We start from the raw sequence: 15,987 nt of genomic DNA, 5'->3' as shown, positions 1-15,987 counted from the left end.
CCCCTTTCATGATCCCCCTAACGATGGGGGATGCGGGGGCATTTGCGCAAATCGAATGTTTCGCGTCCACGGGATAGGATTTTTCTATACCCCTTCCGTGCGTGCGTAGGTTTTGGCCACCTCCTGCGCGATGGCGGCGGCCTGTTCTTCGATATGGCGGCGGCCTTCACCGAGATAGCTGGCGGTGAAGCGCAGCGGCACGGGGATGAAGCCCGGATCGAAGGGCTGGATGCGCCCCTCCGCCACCCAGTCGCGCGCCAGCGCCACGGGCAGCGCGGCGACGCCCAGGTCGCTTTCCACCAGCCGGAAACAGGCCGACAGGGACGAGGACGGGAAGATCGCCACGTCCTCTCCCCGCAGCGCGTGAAGTGCTGCCTTCAGTTCGCGATAGGGCCGCGTGTTGCGCGCGTAGCTGAGCACCGGCTTGCGCAGGTAGTCGGCCGGATCGTCGGGCACGGGTGCCGACCCGGCGGCATACCAGCCGAGCGCGAAAGGCGGCAGGTCCACGTTGTCGACGGAGAACTCCGACACCGGGCCGAGCAGTATGGCAAGGTCGATTTCCCGCGCCAGCAGGGCGTCCCGCAGGTGCACCGACACGTCCACGTTGAATTCGATCTCCAGCCGCGGGTAGCCGGCATGGAGCCGGGTGATGAGCGCGGGCAGCCAGCTTTGGGCTATGGTTTCCGACACGCCAAGCCGCAGGCGGCCTTCGATGCCCGCGGGATCCATCACGTCGCGCTGGATATTCTGGGCCAGCCGTTCATGGGCCTCGGCATGGCCGACGAGCAACTCGCCCCGCTTGGTCAGGCGCATGCCGCCGGGGCCGCGGTCGAAGAGCGGCGCGCCGATCGTGTCTTCGAGGTTGCGGATGCGGCTGGTGACGGCGGGCTGCGACAGGTGCAGCGCGGCAGCGGCCTTGTTCACCCCGCCCAGCCGGACGACGGTCAGGAAGGCTTGCAACTGGTCGAGGGTGTAGCGGGTCAAGGCGGGAATCCGGTCGGGGTGTTGCCGCCTGCATAGCACGGCACGGGGGCCGGGGTCGTCTTTCCGGCTTGCCCGTCGCGCAAGCCCATGAAATCAATCCCGTGTCACTCGTCCGGAAGGTCCCCTCCATGCGCAGCAGCCGTATCGTCCATGTCGTGTCCGCCCATGCCGAGGGGGAGGTGGGCGATGTCATCACCGGCGGTGTGGCCCCGCCGCCCGGCGACACGATCTGGGACCAGCGCGCCTGGATCGCCGCCGACGACACCCTGCGCCGCTTCGTGCTGAACGAGCCGCGCGGCGGTGTGTTCCGCCATGTGAACCTGCTCGTGCCGCCGAAACACCCCGAGGCGCAGGCGGCATGGATCATCATGGAACCCGAGGACACGCCGCCCATGTCGGGGTCCAACTCGATCTGCGTGGCGACGGTGCTTCTGGATACGGGCATCCTGCCGATGGAGGAACCCGTGACCCATCTGGTGCTGGAGGCGCCGGGCGGGCTGGTGCGCGTGCGCGCCGATTGCGCAAACGGCAAGGCGGTGCGTATCCATGTGGAGAACCTGCCGTCCTTCGCATCGCGCCTTGCCGTGCCGCTGGACGTGCCGGGGCTGGGGACGATCACGGTGGACACGGCCTTTGGCGGGGACAGTTTCGTGGTGGTCGATCCGGTCGCGCTGGGGGTCGATCTGGTGCCCGACCGCGCGCGCGAACTTGCCGAGCTGGGCGTGCGGATCACAAATGCCGCCAACGCGCAGTTGCGGTTCGAGCACCCGGAGCGGCCCGACTGGGCGCATCATTCGTTCTGCATGTTCGCGGGGCCGATCGACCGGGATGGGCACGACTTGCGGGCGCAATCGGTGGTGGCGATCCAGCCCGGCAAGCTGGACCGCTCGCCCACGGGCACGGCGGTGTCGGCGCGCATGGCGATCCTGTCGGCGCGCGGCGAGATGGGGCCGGATGACCGGTTCACTGGGGTGTCGATCATCGGGTCCGAATTCACCGGTCGTATCCTGGGCGCCGCGCATGTGGGCGGGCAGGCGGCGATCCGGCCCGAGATCAGCGGACGCGCCTGGGTAACGGGGACGCACCAGCACATGCTGGACCCGGACGACCCGTGGCCGGGCGGCTATCGGCTGTCCGACACCTGGCCGCGGATCGTCTGATCGCGGCCTAGAACCGCGTCGGTGCGAATGGGGCGAGCGGGATTTCCGGGTCGCGCCGGTCGGCCAGTGCGGTGACCAGTTCTGCGGTGCCCGCGGATTGGGTCAGCCCCAGATGCCCGTGCCCGAAGGCGTATATCACCGCGGGCGCACCCGGCGCGCGCCCGATCACCGGCAGGCTGTCGGGCAGGGACGGGCGGAACCCCATCCATTGCGCGCCGCCCGCCGGATCGAAACCGGGCAGGAACGTTGCGGTTTTCTTCACCAGCGTTTCGGCGCGGCGCATGTTCGGCGGAAGCTCCAGCCCTCCCAGTTCGACTGCGCCGCCGACCCGCAGCCCGTCCCCGATCCGCGACACGACGAAGCCGTGATCGGCAAAGGTCAGGTGCGTGCGGACATCGAAGCTCGCGGTCGGAAAGGTCGTGTTGTAGCCGCGCTCGGTTTCCAGCGGGATGCGGTCGCCCAGCGTTGCGGCCAGCCGGTGCGACCACGCCCCGGCCGCCACGACGACCTGCGCGGCGCGGCGCGTGCCATCGGCGGTGGTGATCTCCACCCCGTCGCCCGTCTGCCGCAGGGCGCGCACATCCGCTGTGTCGATCCGCCCGCCGGCATCGGTGAACGCGCGGGCGAGGTGGTCCGTCCAGCGCGCCGGGTCCACCGTGTTCATCCATGTGGGCGTGTAGCCGCCATGGGTGAAACGCGGGCTGAGGCCGGGCTGGATCTCGGCCAGCGCGCCGGGGCTTTCCAGCAGGTCGAACGGGATGCCATGGGCGCGGCGCGCTTCCCATGCGGGCAGGGCGGCCCGGTAGCTGGCCGCGCTGTCGTACAACTGCAACTGGCCCTCGCGACGCATCAGCGGCTCGCCCGACACCGCTGGGATCAGGCGTTCGAGTGCTTCGCGCGACAGGTCCATCAGGCTCGCCTGTGCCGCGATGGCGGCGGTATGGCGGCCGGGCCGGGACGCGCGCCAGAAACGCCACATCCAAGGCGCGATCTGCAGCGCATAGGCGGGCCGGATCGACAGCGGACCCAGCGGATCCAGCAGCCAGCGCGGCGCGCGGCGCATGATGCCCGGCGCGGCCAGCGGTTCGATATCGCTGAAGGCGAAGGCCCCGGCATTGCCGCGGGAGGCTTCTGCCGCGACGCCCTTGCGGTCGATCAGCGTGACCCGGTGGCCCGCGTTCTGGAGTGCGAAGGCCGTGGTCACACCGACGATACCCGCGCCGATGACGGTGATATCAGGTGCGTAAGTCAAGCCGGGATGCCGTCCCGGAATGGGTCTGCGGGGTCGAAGATCAGCGTCGCCTCGGCCATGACATGGGCCTGCCCCGTGATGGAGGGGATCACGCCCCCGGTGGGGCCGGGACGCCACGACAGCCGGTAGCTGCTGCCGATGATGCTGTGCTGCACGATCTCGGTTCCTTCGGCGAGCTTCCCGTCGGCGGCGAGGCAGGCGAGCCGCGCCGAACAGCCCGTCCCGCAGGGGGAGCGGTCATAGGCGTCGTCGGGGCACAGCACGAAGCTGCGCCCGTGGTCCGTTTCGCTCACGGCGGGGCCGTGGAAGATGACGTGATCGACGGGCGATCCGGCGGCATGGACCGCCGCGCGCACGGCGATGCCCGCGTCGGTGAGCGCGCGGATATTGGCCGGATCGACGGGCAGGGGGGACGGGTCGACGATGAAGAAGAGGTTGCCCCCGTAGGCCACGTCGCCCGTCACCGGGCCGAGCCCCGGCACGTCGACCGTCAGCCCTGCGGTGATCCGGCGGCTTTCCACGTTGGTCACGGTAACGGTATGGGCGTCGTGCAGCACCACGCCGACCGGTCCAACCGGCGTGTCGATCCGGTGGGTACCGGGCGCGATCCGGCCCATATGTACCAGCGTCACGGCAAGTCCGATGGTGCCGTGGCCGCACATGCCCAGCACCTCGGCCGCGTCGAAATAGATGACGCCCGCTGCGCAGCCCGGGTCCACGGGTTCGACCAGCAGCGCGCAGACCATGGCGACCTGCCCGCGCGGTTCGGCCGCGACGGCGCGGATGAAATCGGCATGATCCTCGGCCAGCCTGCGGGCGCGGTCGGCCAGCGGCCCGGACCCGAGATCCGGCCCGCCCGACAGGATCACCCGCGTCGGCTCCCCCCCGGTGTGGCTGTCTATCACATGCATGCGGCGATGACCCCGCCCTGTTTCGACCAGTCGGCGAACCAGCGGTTGAACTGGTGGAACTGCGCCTCGCAGAAGCGCGCCTGCGACGGCGACAGCGCGTCGGTTTCCAGCAGGTTCAGCCGATATTCCTCGTGCCCCTTCAGCACCATGAGATGCTTGAAATAGAGGACGAGGTCCACGCCCTCGTCGAACTTCGCCAGCACGGAGAACGCGTTTTCCAGCTCGCGCGCGCGCTGGTCAGCCTCGGCGTCGCCCTGGGCGGCGCGGCGCGACAGGGCGACCTGCAAGAGCGTTTCCTTGGGGAAGATCGTGCCGATGCCAGTGATCGCGCCCACGGCGCCGCATTTGACGAAGCCGTGATAGACCTCGGTATCCACGCCGACCATCAGGATCACGTCGTCATCGCGGTGGGTGATGTGCTCGGCGGCGTAGCTGAGGTCGTCCTTGCCGCCGAATTCCTTGAACCCGATCAGGTTCTTGTGCGCGTCGCGCAGGGCGAAGAACAGGTCCGCCTTGGTGGTGTAGCCGTAATAGGGGCTGTTGTAGATGATCGCGGGCACGTCCGGGGCAGCCTCCAGGATAGCCTTGAAATGGTTGTGCTGCGCGGCGACCGACAGGCCCCGCGACAGCACGCGCGGGATGACCATGAGCCCCGCCGCGCCGACCTTCTGCGCATGGGCGGCATGGGCCACGGCCGATGGCGTGTTGATCGCCCCGGTGCCGACGATCACCGGCACGCCGGCAGCGGTCAGGCGCTCCACGCCTTCCATCCGCTGCGCGTCGGTCAGAAGGGGCCAGTCGCCGCAGGAGCCGCAATAGACCACGCCGGACATGCCCGCCGCGACCATTTCCTGTCCCTTGCGCACGAGGGCGTCGAAATCGGGCTGGCGGTCCGCCGTGCAGGGAGTCAGCAGGGCGGGGATGGTGCCGTGGAAGACATCGGTGTTCATGGGGGTCTCCTTGTCGAACGGGTCAGGGGGCGGCGTTGGCGGTGGCAGGCGCGATCCACGCGGGCGGGTGCTGCGGCGCGCGGCCCGTGCGGGCCGCGTCGGCGCAATGGGCCAGCGATCCGAAACGCACGGCGCGGTCGCTTAGACCCGGCGCGTAATGGGCGTACTTTCCGGAATTGGTCATCAGTACGCGGGCCGAGGGCGGGAATACGGGTTCCGAGATCGAACACCAGCAAAGGTCGGGGACGACGGTCACGCCCGCCGCCGCCAGCCGTGCCAGCACCCCGTTGGCCGCGATGGCGGTGTGCGTGCCGCGCCCCAACGTGATGATCGTCGCCACGTCAGGGTGGACGTGGTGGCCATCCATCAACTCGGCGAAGGCCGCGCATTCGGTGGCGGAGAAATGCGGGCTTCCCAGCGCCACGAGGTCCACCTTGTTCGGCGCGTCGTTGAACCCGGCCCACGCGCGGGCGAAATCGTCCGGGCCGATCGCCACGGTATCGGCACCGGGTTCGGGCGGGGTGTCCGCCTCGGGCGTGTGACCCGCGACATGCAGCATGGGCGAAGCCGAGGTCGTGCCATAGGCGGCGCAGAGCGCCTTCAGGTCGTCGGCGGTGGGGCTCAGTCTTTCCAGCCCCCGGATCAGCGGGATGCGGTCGGGTGCGGCCTGCCCGATCAGCCAGCCGAGCATGGGCCAGAACGCGTCGTCGATGCCGTGTGGAACGGTGACGTCGATGATCCGCCGGGGCGTGCGGTTCTCGGGCAGGTACACGCCCGCCAGTGCAGCCCGGCCCGTCAGCGCGATGCACAGGTCCATGAAATCGGCGTGTTTGACGGTGCGCGCGCCCAGCACCGAATTGGCATAGATCACCGCGTTGCTTTCGGCCCAGGCAATGTCTTCGCCCGCCGAAGGCTTGTCTTCGAGCAGATAGGGCGCGCAGGTGAAGCTGGGCCGCGCGCCCATCTCGACATAGGCGTCGGCCAGCGCGCTGGCGGGTCCGCCGAAATCCTCGGCCACGCCCTGCGCGCGCCAGTTGGCGTGGTCCACCGAGATCGCGTTCATGGTCGTAGGCACCCGCACGCGCCCGCCGCGATCCGCCATGGCGCGGGCGAAGGTCAGGAACGCCGGACTGGCATAGATGCAGCCGTCGATATGCACGCGGGTCACATCGGTCAGGCGGCGCGCGCCCTGTGCTGCGGCCATGGTGGCGATGATGTCCATGGCGATGCGCGCGGCCTCGCCATGATCGCCGTTCAGGAAAGCCCGGTCGGTATCGGTAAGGGTCAATGTGTCGGGATCGACCAGGTTCAGCGGCAGATCGAACGCCCCGGCGTGCAGCCGGTGGCCCGTGATCGTGGCGCGCGGTTCCCGCGCCAGCCGGTCGTAATCCGCCCCGGACAGGCGCAGCACCGCGATCCCGTGCCCGAAGAGCCGCTGTGCCACCAGCGCGCCCAGCGTCAGGATATCTTCGCCCTCGCGGAACACCAGCGCGGCGGGTGCGGCCCCGGCAAAGGCCAGCCCCAACAGCACGCCGCTGCCTGTGCAGGACCCGCGCGAGGTGGGCATCAGCACCACGCAGCCCGCCAGCGATTCACCCTGCTGGGGGTGGTGCGCGTCGATGATCCGGCCCGTGACCGGGTCCACCCCGCCCCAGACACTCAGCCCCTCGTCGCACACGAGAACCGGTCCCTCGACCTCGGCGGGCACGATCAGCTGCGACATGCGCGGTCCTTTCGGGGCTTCGGGTGGGTCCGGCGGGGTATCGCTTTCCCGGCGCGGGGCGTGGAATGCCAGAGTTGTGCGCCCGGCAGATATGTGCTTAAACAATCAGGATTGGTAAGAAAAGAAAAATATGGCCCGAACGGAAAAAACCCGCCGTCATCCGGTCGAGGACTGGGACACGGAGCGCCAGCAGTTGCGCGCGGACCTCGGTGCGCGGATGAAGGCGGTGCGGCAGGCCTGCGGCTTCACGCTGGAGGTTGCGGCGCAGCGCACGGGGCTTGCCGTGTCCACCATCCACAAGATCGAGAACGGGCGCGTGTCGCCGAGTTACGAGAACCTCGTGCGGATCGCGCGGGCCTATCACATCGGGATGGAACGGCTGTTTTCCGCCGACCACGACGCGGTGCAGACGACGCGCATGACGGTGACGCGGGCGGGGCAGGGGCGGGTCGTCCGGTCGCGGCATTTCGAATACGAAGTGCTGTGCAACGCCCTGGCGGACAAGAAGATCATCCCGCTGGTGACCCGGGTCGAACGGCGCACGCCGCTGGCCGATTCGGACCTGGAGGCCCATACCGGAGAGGAAACCCTGTTCGTGCTGTCGGGCCGGGTGGAACTGGTGGTGGAACATTACCAGCCCGTCACGCTTGAACCCGGCGACTGCGCCTATTTCGACAGCACGCTGCGGCATGGCTTGCGCGCGCTCGACGACGGCGACACGCGGGTGTTCTGGGCCTGCACCTATACGGATGTGGCGAACTAGCCCCGCGCATCCGCTGCCCGTCGGCGCATGGCCGCGGCACGCCTGACCCCCTGACACGGAGAGTCTCATGACCGATCCCGCCCCCGTTTCCGTCGATGCGCTGCTGGCGCGCGTGACGGGCATCTTCGAAGGCTGCGGCGTGCGGCCGGACGCTGCGGCGTCCGTCGCGCGTGTGATCGTCGCGGGGGAGCGGGACGCCTGCAAGTCCCACGGCATCTACCGGATCGAGGGCTGCCTGAAGGTGCTTGCCGCGGGAAAGGTGAACGGGCAGGCGGTGCCGCGTCTTCACGACGAAGGCCGCGCCGTTGTCGAAGTGGACGCGGTGGGCGGCTTTTCCAACCCGGCTTTCGACGCGGCGCTGGACCTGCTCGACGCGCGGGCGCGCGACACCGGGCTGGCGGCGCTGGTGATCCGCGACTGCCTGCATTTCTCGGCCCTGTGGCACGATGTGGAGGCGCTGGCGGGCCGGGGGCTTGCGGGGCTGTCCATGTGCCCGAGCTATTCCTTCGTGGCGCCCGCGGGTGGGACCACGCCGCTTCTGGGTACGAACCCTTTCGCCTTCGGCTGGCCGCGTTCAAGCGGCGATCCTTACGTGTTCGACTTCGCCACGTCCGTCGCGGCGCGCGGCGAGATCGAGCTGCACCGCCGCGCGGGCACGCCCATCCCCGAAGGCTGGGCAATGGACGCGGACGGGAACCCAACCACCGACCCGGAAGCCGCACTGGCGGGCGCGATGCTGACCTTCGGTGGGCACAAGGGATCGGCCCTGTCCACGATGATCGAGCTTCTGTCCGGCGCGATGCTGGGCGAATTCATGAGCCGCGAAGCGCTGGATTTCATGGGGCGCACCGATCTTCTGCCGCGCCACGGCGCGCTGGTGCTGGCCTTCGATCCCACGGTCTTCGCGGCGCGCAGCGGCCGCGACCCGCTGGCAGAGGGGGAAAAGCTGCTGGACGCCATCGCGGAGCAGGGCGCGCGCCTGCCGTCGCAGCGCCGGTTCCGGGCGCGCGCGGCTGCGCTTTCGGACGGCATCCTGTTGTCGGCCGCGGAACTGGCGCAGCTCGACCGGTTCGAGACCGAGGGGTTGTCCGCCGTCGCCGGCTGACCGGCGCCCCGGCCGGACCGCCTCCTATCGGCCCCAGCGCAGGACCAGCGGATCGAGCGGCCGCAGGAGATCGATCATCCGCTGACGGATGGCCGGGTGCAGCGGTGGAATCGGGTGGCGGCAGAACTCGGACCTGATGACGCCGCCTTCGACCATCGCGGCCTTGCAGGACTGCCAGCCGCATTGACGGTTCTCGTGGTTGATGGCCATGGCGACGCGGCCGTATGCGGATGTCGCACCTTCGATGTCGCCCGCGCGGTGCAATTCGATGACGGGCTTGATCCGGTCGACGATCATGCCGCTGGTCATCGACCCGGTCGCGCCTGCGTCGAGATCGGCCAGAAGGGTGATCCCCTCCTCCCCGTCGAAGGGGCCTTCGATTGCGTCGCCGCCCGCGTCGATCAGCGCGCGCAGCTTGTTCGCAGCCTTCGGGCATTCGATCTTGAACAGGCGCACCGCGTCGATGTCCCGCGCCATGCGCACCAGCAGCGGCACGGGCAGGTCCACCCCGGACAAGGGCGCATCCTGCACCATGATCGGAATGCCGACTTCGCCCACGGCGCGGAACTGCTCGAAGGTCTGCTCGGCGGTGCCCTTCAGAAGCGCGCCGTGATAGGGCGGCATCATCATCACGATATCCGCACCAAGCGCCTTGGCGAAACGCGCACGTTCCACCGCGATCTGCGTGGCGAAATGGCTGATGGTGACGATCACGGGCACACGGCCCGCGACATGTTCAAGGCACAGCCGCGTGAGCGTCGCGCGTTCCTCGTCCGAGATCAGGAACTGTTCCGAGAAATTGGCGAGGATGCAAATCCCGTCCGCCCCCTGATCGATGAGACAGTCGAGAACGCGTTTCATCCCGTCGAGATCGAGCGTGCCGTCGTCATGGAACGGCGTGGGCGCGACAGGCCAGATACCGGAATAGCGGGTCATTCGACGATCTCGAAATTGGCGAGGTGCCTGTCGCTGATCGTGATGCCCAGCCCCGGCGTGTCGTCGTCGAGCTGCAGGAACCCGTCCACGGCCTCGGGGTCGCCCTCGAAGATGTAGTAGAACAGCTCGTTGCCGACCTCGACGTCGAAGACGGGGAAATATTCGCTGATCGGGCAGTTCGTGTTCGCCATGGTCAGGTGGTAATTGTGCATCTGCCCGGCATGGGGGATCACGGGGATCTGCGCGGCCTCGGCGATGGCGTTGATCTTCTGCGCCGCCGTGATGCCGCCAACGCGGTTGGTGTCGTATTGCAAGACGCTGACGGCCTTGCGGTCGATCAGATCCTTGCAGCCGATCACGGAAAACTCGTGCTCGCCTCCGGAAATCGGGACGATGTTCATGGCATTGAGTTCGGCATAGCCCGCCACGTCGTCAGCGATCACGGGTTCCTCCAGCCAGCGCGGCTCAAACGGGGCGAGCTTGGGCAGTATCCGTTTGGCGTAGTCGAGGTTCCAGCCCATGTAGCATTCGAGCATGAGATCGGTGTCGTAACCGATCACTTCTCGCAGGGCTTCCACCCGCTTGATGTTCTCGCGCATGCCCTTCATGCCGTCCTTGGGACCGAAGCCGAAACGGGTCTTGAACCCGGTATAGCCATGGGACAGGGCGTCGGCGGCCTCTGCCTGCATCGCGTCGACAGCGCCGGAATAGAGCTTCGAGTAATAGACAGGAATCCGGTCCTTGGTGCGCCCGCCCAGCAGCTTGAACACGGGCTTGCCCACAAGCTTGCCCATCAGGTCCCAGATGGCGATGTCGATGGCGGAAATCGCTGTCATGCCGATGCCCTTACGGCCCCAGGCATGGGTGCGGCGGTACATCTTTTCCCAGATATAGGCGTAGTCGAACGGGTCCTCGCCGATCACCATCGGCGCATACCAGTCGTCGATGGCCTTCTTGACCACGGTGGGCGCCAGAGCGGCGTTGCCGATGCCGATGGTGCCGTCCTCGGTTTCCACCTCGCAGGTCAGCCACTGGTGGAACCGGAACGATGCCATCGCGTCGCCCTTCGTCCGGAGCGCGTCCGACGCGTTGGTGCAGAAATTGCCGGTCGGCGGCACGGTCGGGCCGGTCCAGTTCCAGACGCGTGTACGGATGGATTTGATACGGGTCATGTCGGTGTTTCCCTGTCAGGCGGCGCGGGCCGCGCGGTGATGTCGGGCCATGCGTACGAGCAGCCTGTAGGCTTCCAGCGTCGCGCCCACATTGGCCTTGCCCTGTCCGGCAATGTCGAAGGCGGTTCCATGGGCGGGGGTGGCGACCGGGATCGGCAGGCCGCCCGCCACGGTCACCCCGCGGTCGAAGCCCATCAGCTTGATCGCGATCTGGCCCTGGTCGTGATACATCGTCACGACCGCGTCCACTTCGCCCCGCTGCGCCTTGAGAAACACGGTATCCGACGGCCATGGCCCGGTAACGTGTTTCTGCTTCGCCTGTGCTGCGTCGATGACGGGTTGCAGCACGTCGATTTCCTCGCGCCCGAACTTGCCGTTGTCGCCCGCATGGGGGTTGAGCGCTGCGACCGCGATATGCGGTCGGGACTTGCCAGCGCGGCGGCACGTGTCCTCGGCCAGACCGATGGCCTGCGTGATGGCTTCGGGCGTGATCCGGTCGGCCACGTCGCGCAGCCCGATATGGCTGGTGACACGCGTCGTCATCAGGTCGCCCAGCACGTTGATTTCGCCGTGATAGCCCCGAAACCCGAGATAGCGGGCCATGTAGCGATGCTCGTCCTCGGCGTTCAGGCCGGCGCTGGTCAGCGCCGCCTTGTTGAAAGGCCCGAACAGCACACCGTCCACCGCACCATCCATTGCAAGGTCGAGCGCCGTGTCGAGACAGCGCAGGCTGGAGGTGCCGCCGGCGACGGTCACTTCGGCGATCCGCACGTCCTCGGGCGCGATGGTCTGCATCGGCAACCATGAAAGCCCATGCTGGTCGTGCAGGTCAGGCGCGGCAATCGGCGCCAGTTGGATGCCCAGCCCGGCCTGTTCGGCGCCCCGATGCCAGACATGGCCATCCCCGACCAGCACGATATCGGCGGCGTCGGTCACGCCGTCCTCGTGCAGCAGGCGGGCGATCAGTTCCGGCCCGATGCCCGAAGGATCCCCGGGAATGATGGCGATGCGCGGTTTCGGGTCGGTCATTGGATCAGGTCCGTCAGGGCGAGGGACACCTGCGGAACGTAGGTGACCAGCAGCAGGATGAAGGCGAGCACGCCGATGAAGGGCAGGTTCGCGCGCGAGGTTTCCCAGATCCCCGCCTTGGCGATGGAACAGGAGGTGATGAGCACCGACGCGACCGGCGGGGTCTGCTGCCCGATGGCGAGGTTCAGCGTCACCATGATGCCGAAATGCACCGGGTCGATCCCCACGGCATTCACCAGCGGCATCACCACGGGCACCACGAGGATGATGGCGGCGGCCCCGTGCAGGAACATGCCCAGCACCAGCAGCAGCAGGTTCAGAAGCGCCAGCACGATGAGCGGGTTGGTGGTGAATTCGGTGATCTGCTGCGCCAGTTGCTGCGGCACCTGCGCCTGGGTCAGGAACAGTCCCAGCGCGGCGGATGTCGCCACGAGCAGCATGACCACGCCCGTCTGGCTGACGCCCTCGAGCATCACCTTGCGCAGCTTCGACACGTCGAGATCGCGGTAGATGACGATGCCGATGACCAGTGCGGCCAACACGGCCAGCCCGGCGCCTTCGGTGGCGGTCACGATGCCGGAAAAGATGCCGCCCAGGATGATGACCGGCATGAGCAGGGCCCAGATCGCCTCCTTGAACGACCGCCAGACATGGCAGAGGTCGAACCCGTCGGCGCGGGGCAGGTCATAGCGGATCGCCAGCACGTAGGTGACGGCCATCAGCAGCGCACCGCCAAGCACGCCCGGCACGATCCCCGCCACGAAGAGCTTCAGAACGGACACTTCGGCGATCGCGCCGTACAGGATCATGGGGATGGACGGCGGGATGATGATGGCAAGCGATGCAGAGGAAGACGTGATCGCCGCTGCGAGCGTGCGGGAATAGCCACGCTTCTTCATCTCGGGGATCAGGACGGTGCCGGTGGCTGCCACGTCCGCGACGGCCGACCCCGAGATCTCGGCAAAGACCATCGACACGCCGATATTCACCATCCCGAGCCCGCCGCGGACGAACCCGATCAGCGCGGCCACGAAATTGATGAGCCGCAGGGAAATGCCCGAGGTGTTCATCAGGTTGCCGGCCAGGATGAACAGCGGGATCGCAATAAGCGGAAAGGACGTCGCGCCGGAATACAGCGCGATGGCCATGTCATAGAGCGTGGCACCGCCGGGCGTGACCAGGAGCCCGCCCAGGGCCACGATGCCGATGGCGACCGCGATGGGCACGTTGATCAGGATCAGCCCGACCAGCGCCACGGTTGTGAAGAACAGGATCATGTGCGGTCGTCCTTCCGGAACGCCTCGGCCTTGTCGCGCTCGGCCTCGGCAATGGCGTGTTCGATCTCGGCATGGTCGGCGTCGATGCCCGCCGCGGCATTGCGCAGCGCGCGCGGCATGGTCAGCAGCGTGCCGAGGATCATCAGCACGGCGGTGATCGGGATGACCGACTGCACGATATCGAGCGTCATCCAGCGGATGCTGAGCAGGGAATCCCACTTGGCCACGGCGAGAACCGCGTTTCCGTACCATGCGACCACGGCGAAGAAAGCGAGGACGAGGGTCTCCGACAGGAGCGCCAGCGCCACCGCGGCCTGTTTCGGCAGCGCCGTGACCAGCCCGCCGAAGCTCATGTGCTGGCGCAGGAACAACGCGTAGGTTGCGCCGAAATATGTCAGCCATGCCAGAAGCACGCTGGCGACCTCGTCATACCAGGACGGTGAGGCGCCGAGATAGCGCATCGTCGTGGCGTAGATGACCGACAGAGCCAGCGTGACCAGCAGCGCAAGGCAGATTGTCTCGATGATCCGGAGGATCATCCGTTCGAGTTTCGCGACCATCGCGGTGCGTTCCTTCGATGCGGGATTGGCCGGCCGGGCTGGCCCGGCCGGCGCGATGCCGGGTTCAGTCGGCCAGGGCCTGCGCGTCGCGCACCAGTTCGGCGCCGCCGTCGACCTGGGCTGCGAACGCGTCATAGATCGGTGCGGAGGCCGCGATGAACGCGGCCTTGTCCGCCGTGTTGATCTCCACCCCGGCGGCCTTGACCTTTTCTACCAGCGCCATGTCCGCGGCTTCGCCTTCGGCCAGCGACCAGTCCTGAACCGATGCGGCGACAGTTGCGACCGCGTCGCGCACGTCTTCGGGAATCTCGTTCCAGTTGCCCAGTCCGGTGGTCAGGTAGGTCGGCGAATAGACATGGCCGGTCATGCTCAGATAGCTCTGGACTTCCTGGAAATTGGCGCCCGTGATGTTCGTCAGCGGGTTTTCCTGCCCGTCCATCGTGCCGGTCTGAAGCGCCACGAACACTTCGGAGAACGCCATCGGCGTGGGGTTCGCGCCCCATTCCTTGAACATCGCGACGCGCCATTCGGACGAGGGCGTGCGGATCTTGAGCCCTTCCAGATCGGCAGGCGTGTTGATCGGGCGTGTGTTGTTGGTGATCTGACGGAAGCCGTTTTCCCAGGTCGACAGCACTTTCAGCCCGGCTTCTTCGGCCTTCGGGGCGAGAACGGGCTGCACGATCGCCTCGTCGATCGCCTTGAGATGCGCGCGGTCCTGCACGAGGAACGGCATGTCGAACAGCGCGAATTCCGGCGCGACATTGGTCATGATGGACGAGACGAGTGTGAACTGGACGGTGCCGAGCCGCAGCTTCTGCAACGGTTCCTTTTCGTCGCCAAGCTGCCCATCCGCGTAGAATTCCACCGTATGGGCATCGCCAAGCGCGGTTTGCAGGTCTTCGGCGAATTTCGCGGCGCTGCGCCCCTGCAGGCTGTTCGATGCCGCGCCGACGGCGACGATGTAGGTGTCCGCGGCAACCGGTGCGGTCGCGAACGCCAGGGTGCCCGTCAGGGCGGTGGCGGCAAGGCCGAATCTCAGGGCTTTCATGGTGGTCTCCTCTCCTCCATCGGACTGCATATCGCATATCCGCTCCATGTATTTTGTATACATATAGCACGTATGGACTGGCAAGCGGTTTCTGGATATTCTTTCTGCACGAGCAAAGAACATGAAACACAAGGGTTTACGGATGGGATCGTCCCTAGCCATCACGAACCGGTCCCTGCACGACCAGGTCGCAAGCCGCGTGCGCGACCTGATCATCGAAGGGACGCTGGAGCCGGGCAGCCGAATCGACGAAGCCCATCTGATCGAGGAACTGGGCGTGTCCCGCACCCCGTTCCGCGAGGCGTTGCGAACGCTTGCCGCAGAGGGGCTCGTGATCGTGCGACCGTCCAAGGGCAGCATCGTGCGCAAGCTGACCCCGGAGGATGTGTTCTCGATGCTCGAAGTGCTCGGGCATCTTGAACGGTTGGCCGGGGAACTTGCCTGCGAACGGGCCACCGATGCGGAAGTTGCCGACCTGATCGCGCTGCACGAACGGATGATGGCGTGTTACCGGACCCGCGAGCGGATGCCGTACTACAAGATGAACCAGGAATTCCACGCGCGTCTTGCGGAACTGTCCAAGAACGAAACCCTGCGCGAGATGCAGGCGAATATCCAGGCGCGGCTCAAGCGCATCCGGTATATCGGCAACCAGAAGCCCGACTCGTGGGCCGGGGCCGTCGCCGATCACGAAGACATGGTTCGTGCGCTGAAGGACCGCGACGGCCCGCTTCTTGGGGAGGCCATGGCGAGCCACCTAAAGAAGACATGGGAGCGCGTGAAGGACAGCCTCTAGAGCGTGTCGCGTTTAATCGGTTCCGTATCCGGCGGCCTTGAAGAAGTTGTTGCACTCTTCATCGGTGAACAGGTCGCACACATGGCCGACGGCCTGCCAAAGCTGATCGTAGGTTCGAGCGGCAGCCTTTCGGATCAGGGCCTTCAGCTTTGAGAAGGCCATTTCGATCGGATTGAGGTCAGGGCTGTAGGGCGGCAAGAACAAGAACCACGCTCCAATATCGCGCAAGGCGCGGGCGGCACCGGGGCTCTTGTGACTGGACAGGTTGTCGAGGATGACCACGTCACCGGGGCGGAGCGTCGGCACCAGCTGGGTCTCGAT

Annotated in this window: 16 protein-coding genes; 4 read left to right on the top strand and 12 right to left on the bottom strand. The window is 67.1% G+C overall.

The genetic code is table 11. The features are described from left to right. Positions 1-84 precede the first annotated feature (84 nt). Positions 85-984: a LysR family transcriptional regulator gene (locus tag DDE13_RS03005; protein ID WP_111401313.1), complete on the bottom strand. Its 900-nt coding sequence runs from the start codon at positions 982-984 to the stop codon at positions 85-87. A gap of 128 nt (positions 985-1,112) precedes the next feature. Here DDE13_RS03005 and DDE13_RS03000 point away from each other — a divergent pair, with 128 nt between their 5' ends. Continuing rightward, positions 1,113-2,144 (top strand): trans-3-hydroxy-L-proline dehydratase, encoded by a 1,032-nt coding sequence (locus tag DDE13_RS03000; RefSeq protein WP_111401311.1) that lies wholly within the window; start codon positions 1,113-1,115, stop codon positions 2,142-2,144. A 7-nt stretch (positions 2,145-2,151) separates the two neighbouring features. Here the strand turns inward: DDE13_RS03000 and DDE13_RS02995 are convergent, their stop codons facing one another. Genes DDE13_RS02995 through lhpI form a run of 4 tightly spaced genes read right to left on the bottom strand, consistent with a single transcriptional unit; the run spans position 2,152 to position 6,980 of the window. Then, a complete protein-coding gene (locus tag DDE13_RS02995) occupies positions 2,152-3,396 on the bottom strand; it encodes an NAD(P)/FAD-dependent oxidoreductase (protein ID WP_111401308.1) in 1,245 nt (414 codons plus the stop codon). Continuing rightward, the gene (locus tag DDE13_RS02990) at positions 3,393-4,307 is read right to left on the bottom strand and encodes a 4-hydroxyproline epimerase (protein ID WP_111401306.1); all 915 of its coding nucleotides are present in this window, start codon (positions 4,305-4,307) and stop codon (positions 3,393-3,395) included. Before DDE13_RS02990 ends, DDE13_RS02995 begins: the two co-directional genes overlap by 4 nt. Beyond that, the gene (locus tag DDE13_RS02985) at positions 4,298-5,257 is read right to left on the bottom strand and encodes a dihydrodipicolinate synthase family protein (protein ID WP_111401304.1); all 960 of its coding nucleotides are present in this window, start codon (positions 5,255-5,257) and stop codon (positions 4,298-4,300) included. Before DDE13_RS02985 ends, DDE13_RS02990 begins: the two co-directional genes overlap by 10 nt. Before the next feature lie 22 nt (positions 5,258-5,279). After that, positions 5,280-6,980, bottom strand: coding sequence for a cis-3-hydroxy-L-proline dehydratase (lhpI, locus tag DDE13_RS02980; protein WP_111401302.1), 1,701 nt, complete (start codon positions 6,978-6,980; stop codon positions 5,280-5,282). 130 nt (positions 6,981-7,110) lie between these two features. Here lhpI and DDE13_RS02975 point away from each other — a divergent pair, with 130 nt between their 5' ends. Both DDE13_RS02975 and DDE13_RS02970 read left to right on the top strand, forming a co-directional pair. Continuing rightward, positions 7,111-7,743 carry a helix-turn-helix domain-containing protein gene (locus DDE13_RS02975; RefSeq protein WP_111401300.1) on the top strand — a complete coding sequence of 211 codons (633 nt, stop codon included), beginning with the start codon at positions 7,111-7,113 and terminating at the stop codon, positions 7,741-7,743. A 67-nt stretch (positions 7,744-7,810) separates the two neighbouring features. After that, entirely contained in the window at positions 7,811-8,848 is a 1,038-nt protein-coding gene (locus DDE13_RS02970) for an Ldh family oxidoreductase (RefSeq protein WP_111401298.1), read from the top strand. A gap of 24 nt (positions 8,849-8,872) precedes the next feature. On the opposite strand, the gene DDE13_RS02965 is transcribed toward DDE13_RS02970, so the two are convergent. The 6 genes from DDE13_RS02965 to DDE13_RS02940 form a co-directional block, all read right to left on the bottom strand. After that, positions 8,873-9,784, bottom strand: a complete 912-nt coding sequence (locus DDE13_RS02965) for a dihydrodipicolinate synthase family protein (protein WP_111401296.1) — start codon at positions 9,782-9,784, stop codon at positions 8,873-8,875. After that, on the bottom strand, positions 9,781-10,956 hold the full coding sequence (locus DDE13_RS02960) for an L-rhamnonate dehydratase (RefSeq protein WP_111401294.1): 1,176 nt from the start codon (positions 10,954-10,956) through the stop codon (positions 9,781-9,783). The genes DDE13_RS02965 and DDE13_RS02960 overlap by 4 nt, the downstream gene beginning before the upstream one ends. A 15-nt stretch (positions 10,957-10,971) precedes the next feature. Beyond that, complete coding sequence (locus DDE13_RS02955) at positions 10,972-11,985, bottom strand: 4-hydroxythreonine-4-phosphate dehydrogenase PdxA (RefSeq protein ID WP_111401292.1); 1,014 nt, start codon at positions 11,983-11,985, stop codon at positions 10,972-10,974. Then, a complete protein-coding gene (locus DDE13_RS02950; RefSeq protein WP_111401290.1) occupies positions 11,982-13,262 on the bottom strand; it encodes a TRAP transporter large permease in 1,281 nt (426 codons plus the stop codon). Before DDE13_RS02950 ends, DDE13_RS02955 begins: the two co-directional genes overlap by 4 nt. Beyond that, the gene (locus DDE13_RS02945) at positions 13,259-13,822 is read right to left on the bottom strand and encodes a TRAP transporter small permease (protein WP_111401288.1); all 564 of its coding nucleotides are present in this window, start codon (positions 13,820-13,822) and stop codon (positions 13,259-13,261) included. Before DDE13_RS02945 ends, DDE13_RS02950 begins: the two co-directional genes overlap by 4 nt. Before the next feature lie 64 nt (positions 13,823-13,886). After that, positions 13,887-14,870, bottom strand: a complete 984-nt coding sequence (locus tag DDE13_RS02940) for a TRAP transporter substrate-binding protein (protein ID WP_111401286.1) — start codon at positions 14,868-14,870, stop codon at positions 13,887-13,889. A 142-nt stretch (positions 14,871-15,012) separates the two neighbouring features. On the opposite strand from DDE13_RS02940, the gene DDE13_RS02935 reads away from it, so the two are divergent. Beyond that, positions 15,013-15,666: a GntR family transcriptional regulator gene (locus DDE13_RS02935; protein ID WP_222626013.1), complete on the top strand. Its 654-nt coding sequence runs from the start codon at positions 15,013-15,015 to the stop codon at positions 15,664-15,666. 12 nt (positions 15,667-15,678) lie between these two features. On the opposite strand, the gene DDE13_RS02930 is transcribed toward DDE13_RS02935, so the two are convergent. Beyond that, on the bottom strand, positions 15,679-15,987 hold a 309-nt coding region (locus DDE13_RS02930), incomplete at its 5' end, for a transposase (RefSeq protein WP_162630835.1).

It is taken from the genome of Meridianimarinicoccus zhengii (assembly GCF_003254465.1).
GTDB classification, from domain to species: Bacteria; Pseudomonadota; Alphaproteobacteria; order Rhodobacterales; family Rhodobacteraceae; genus Meridianimarinicoccus; species Meridianimarinicoccus zhengii.
The sequence above is the reverse complement of the archived record's forward strand: the minus strand, read 5'-3'. Positions and strand labels throughout refer to the sequence as shown.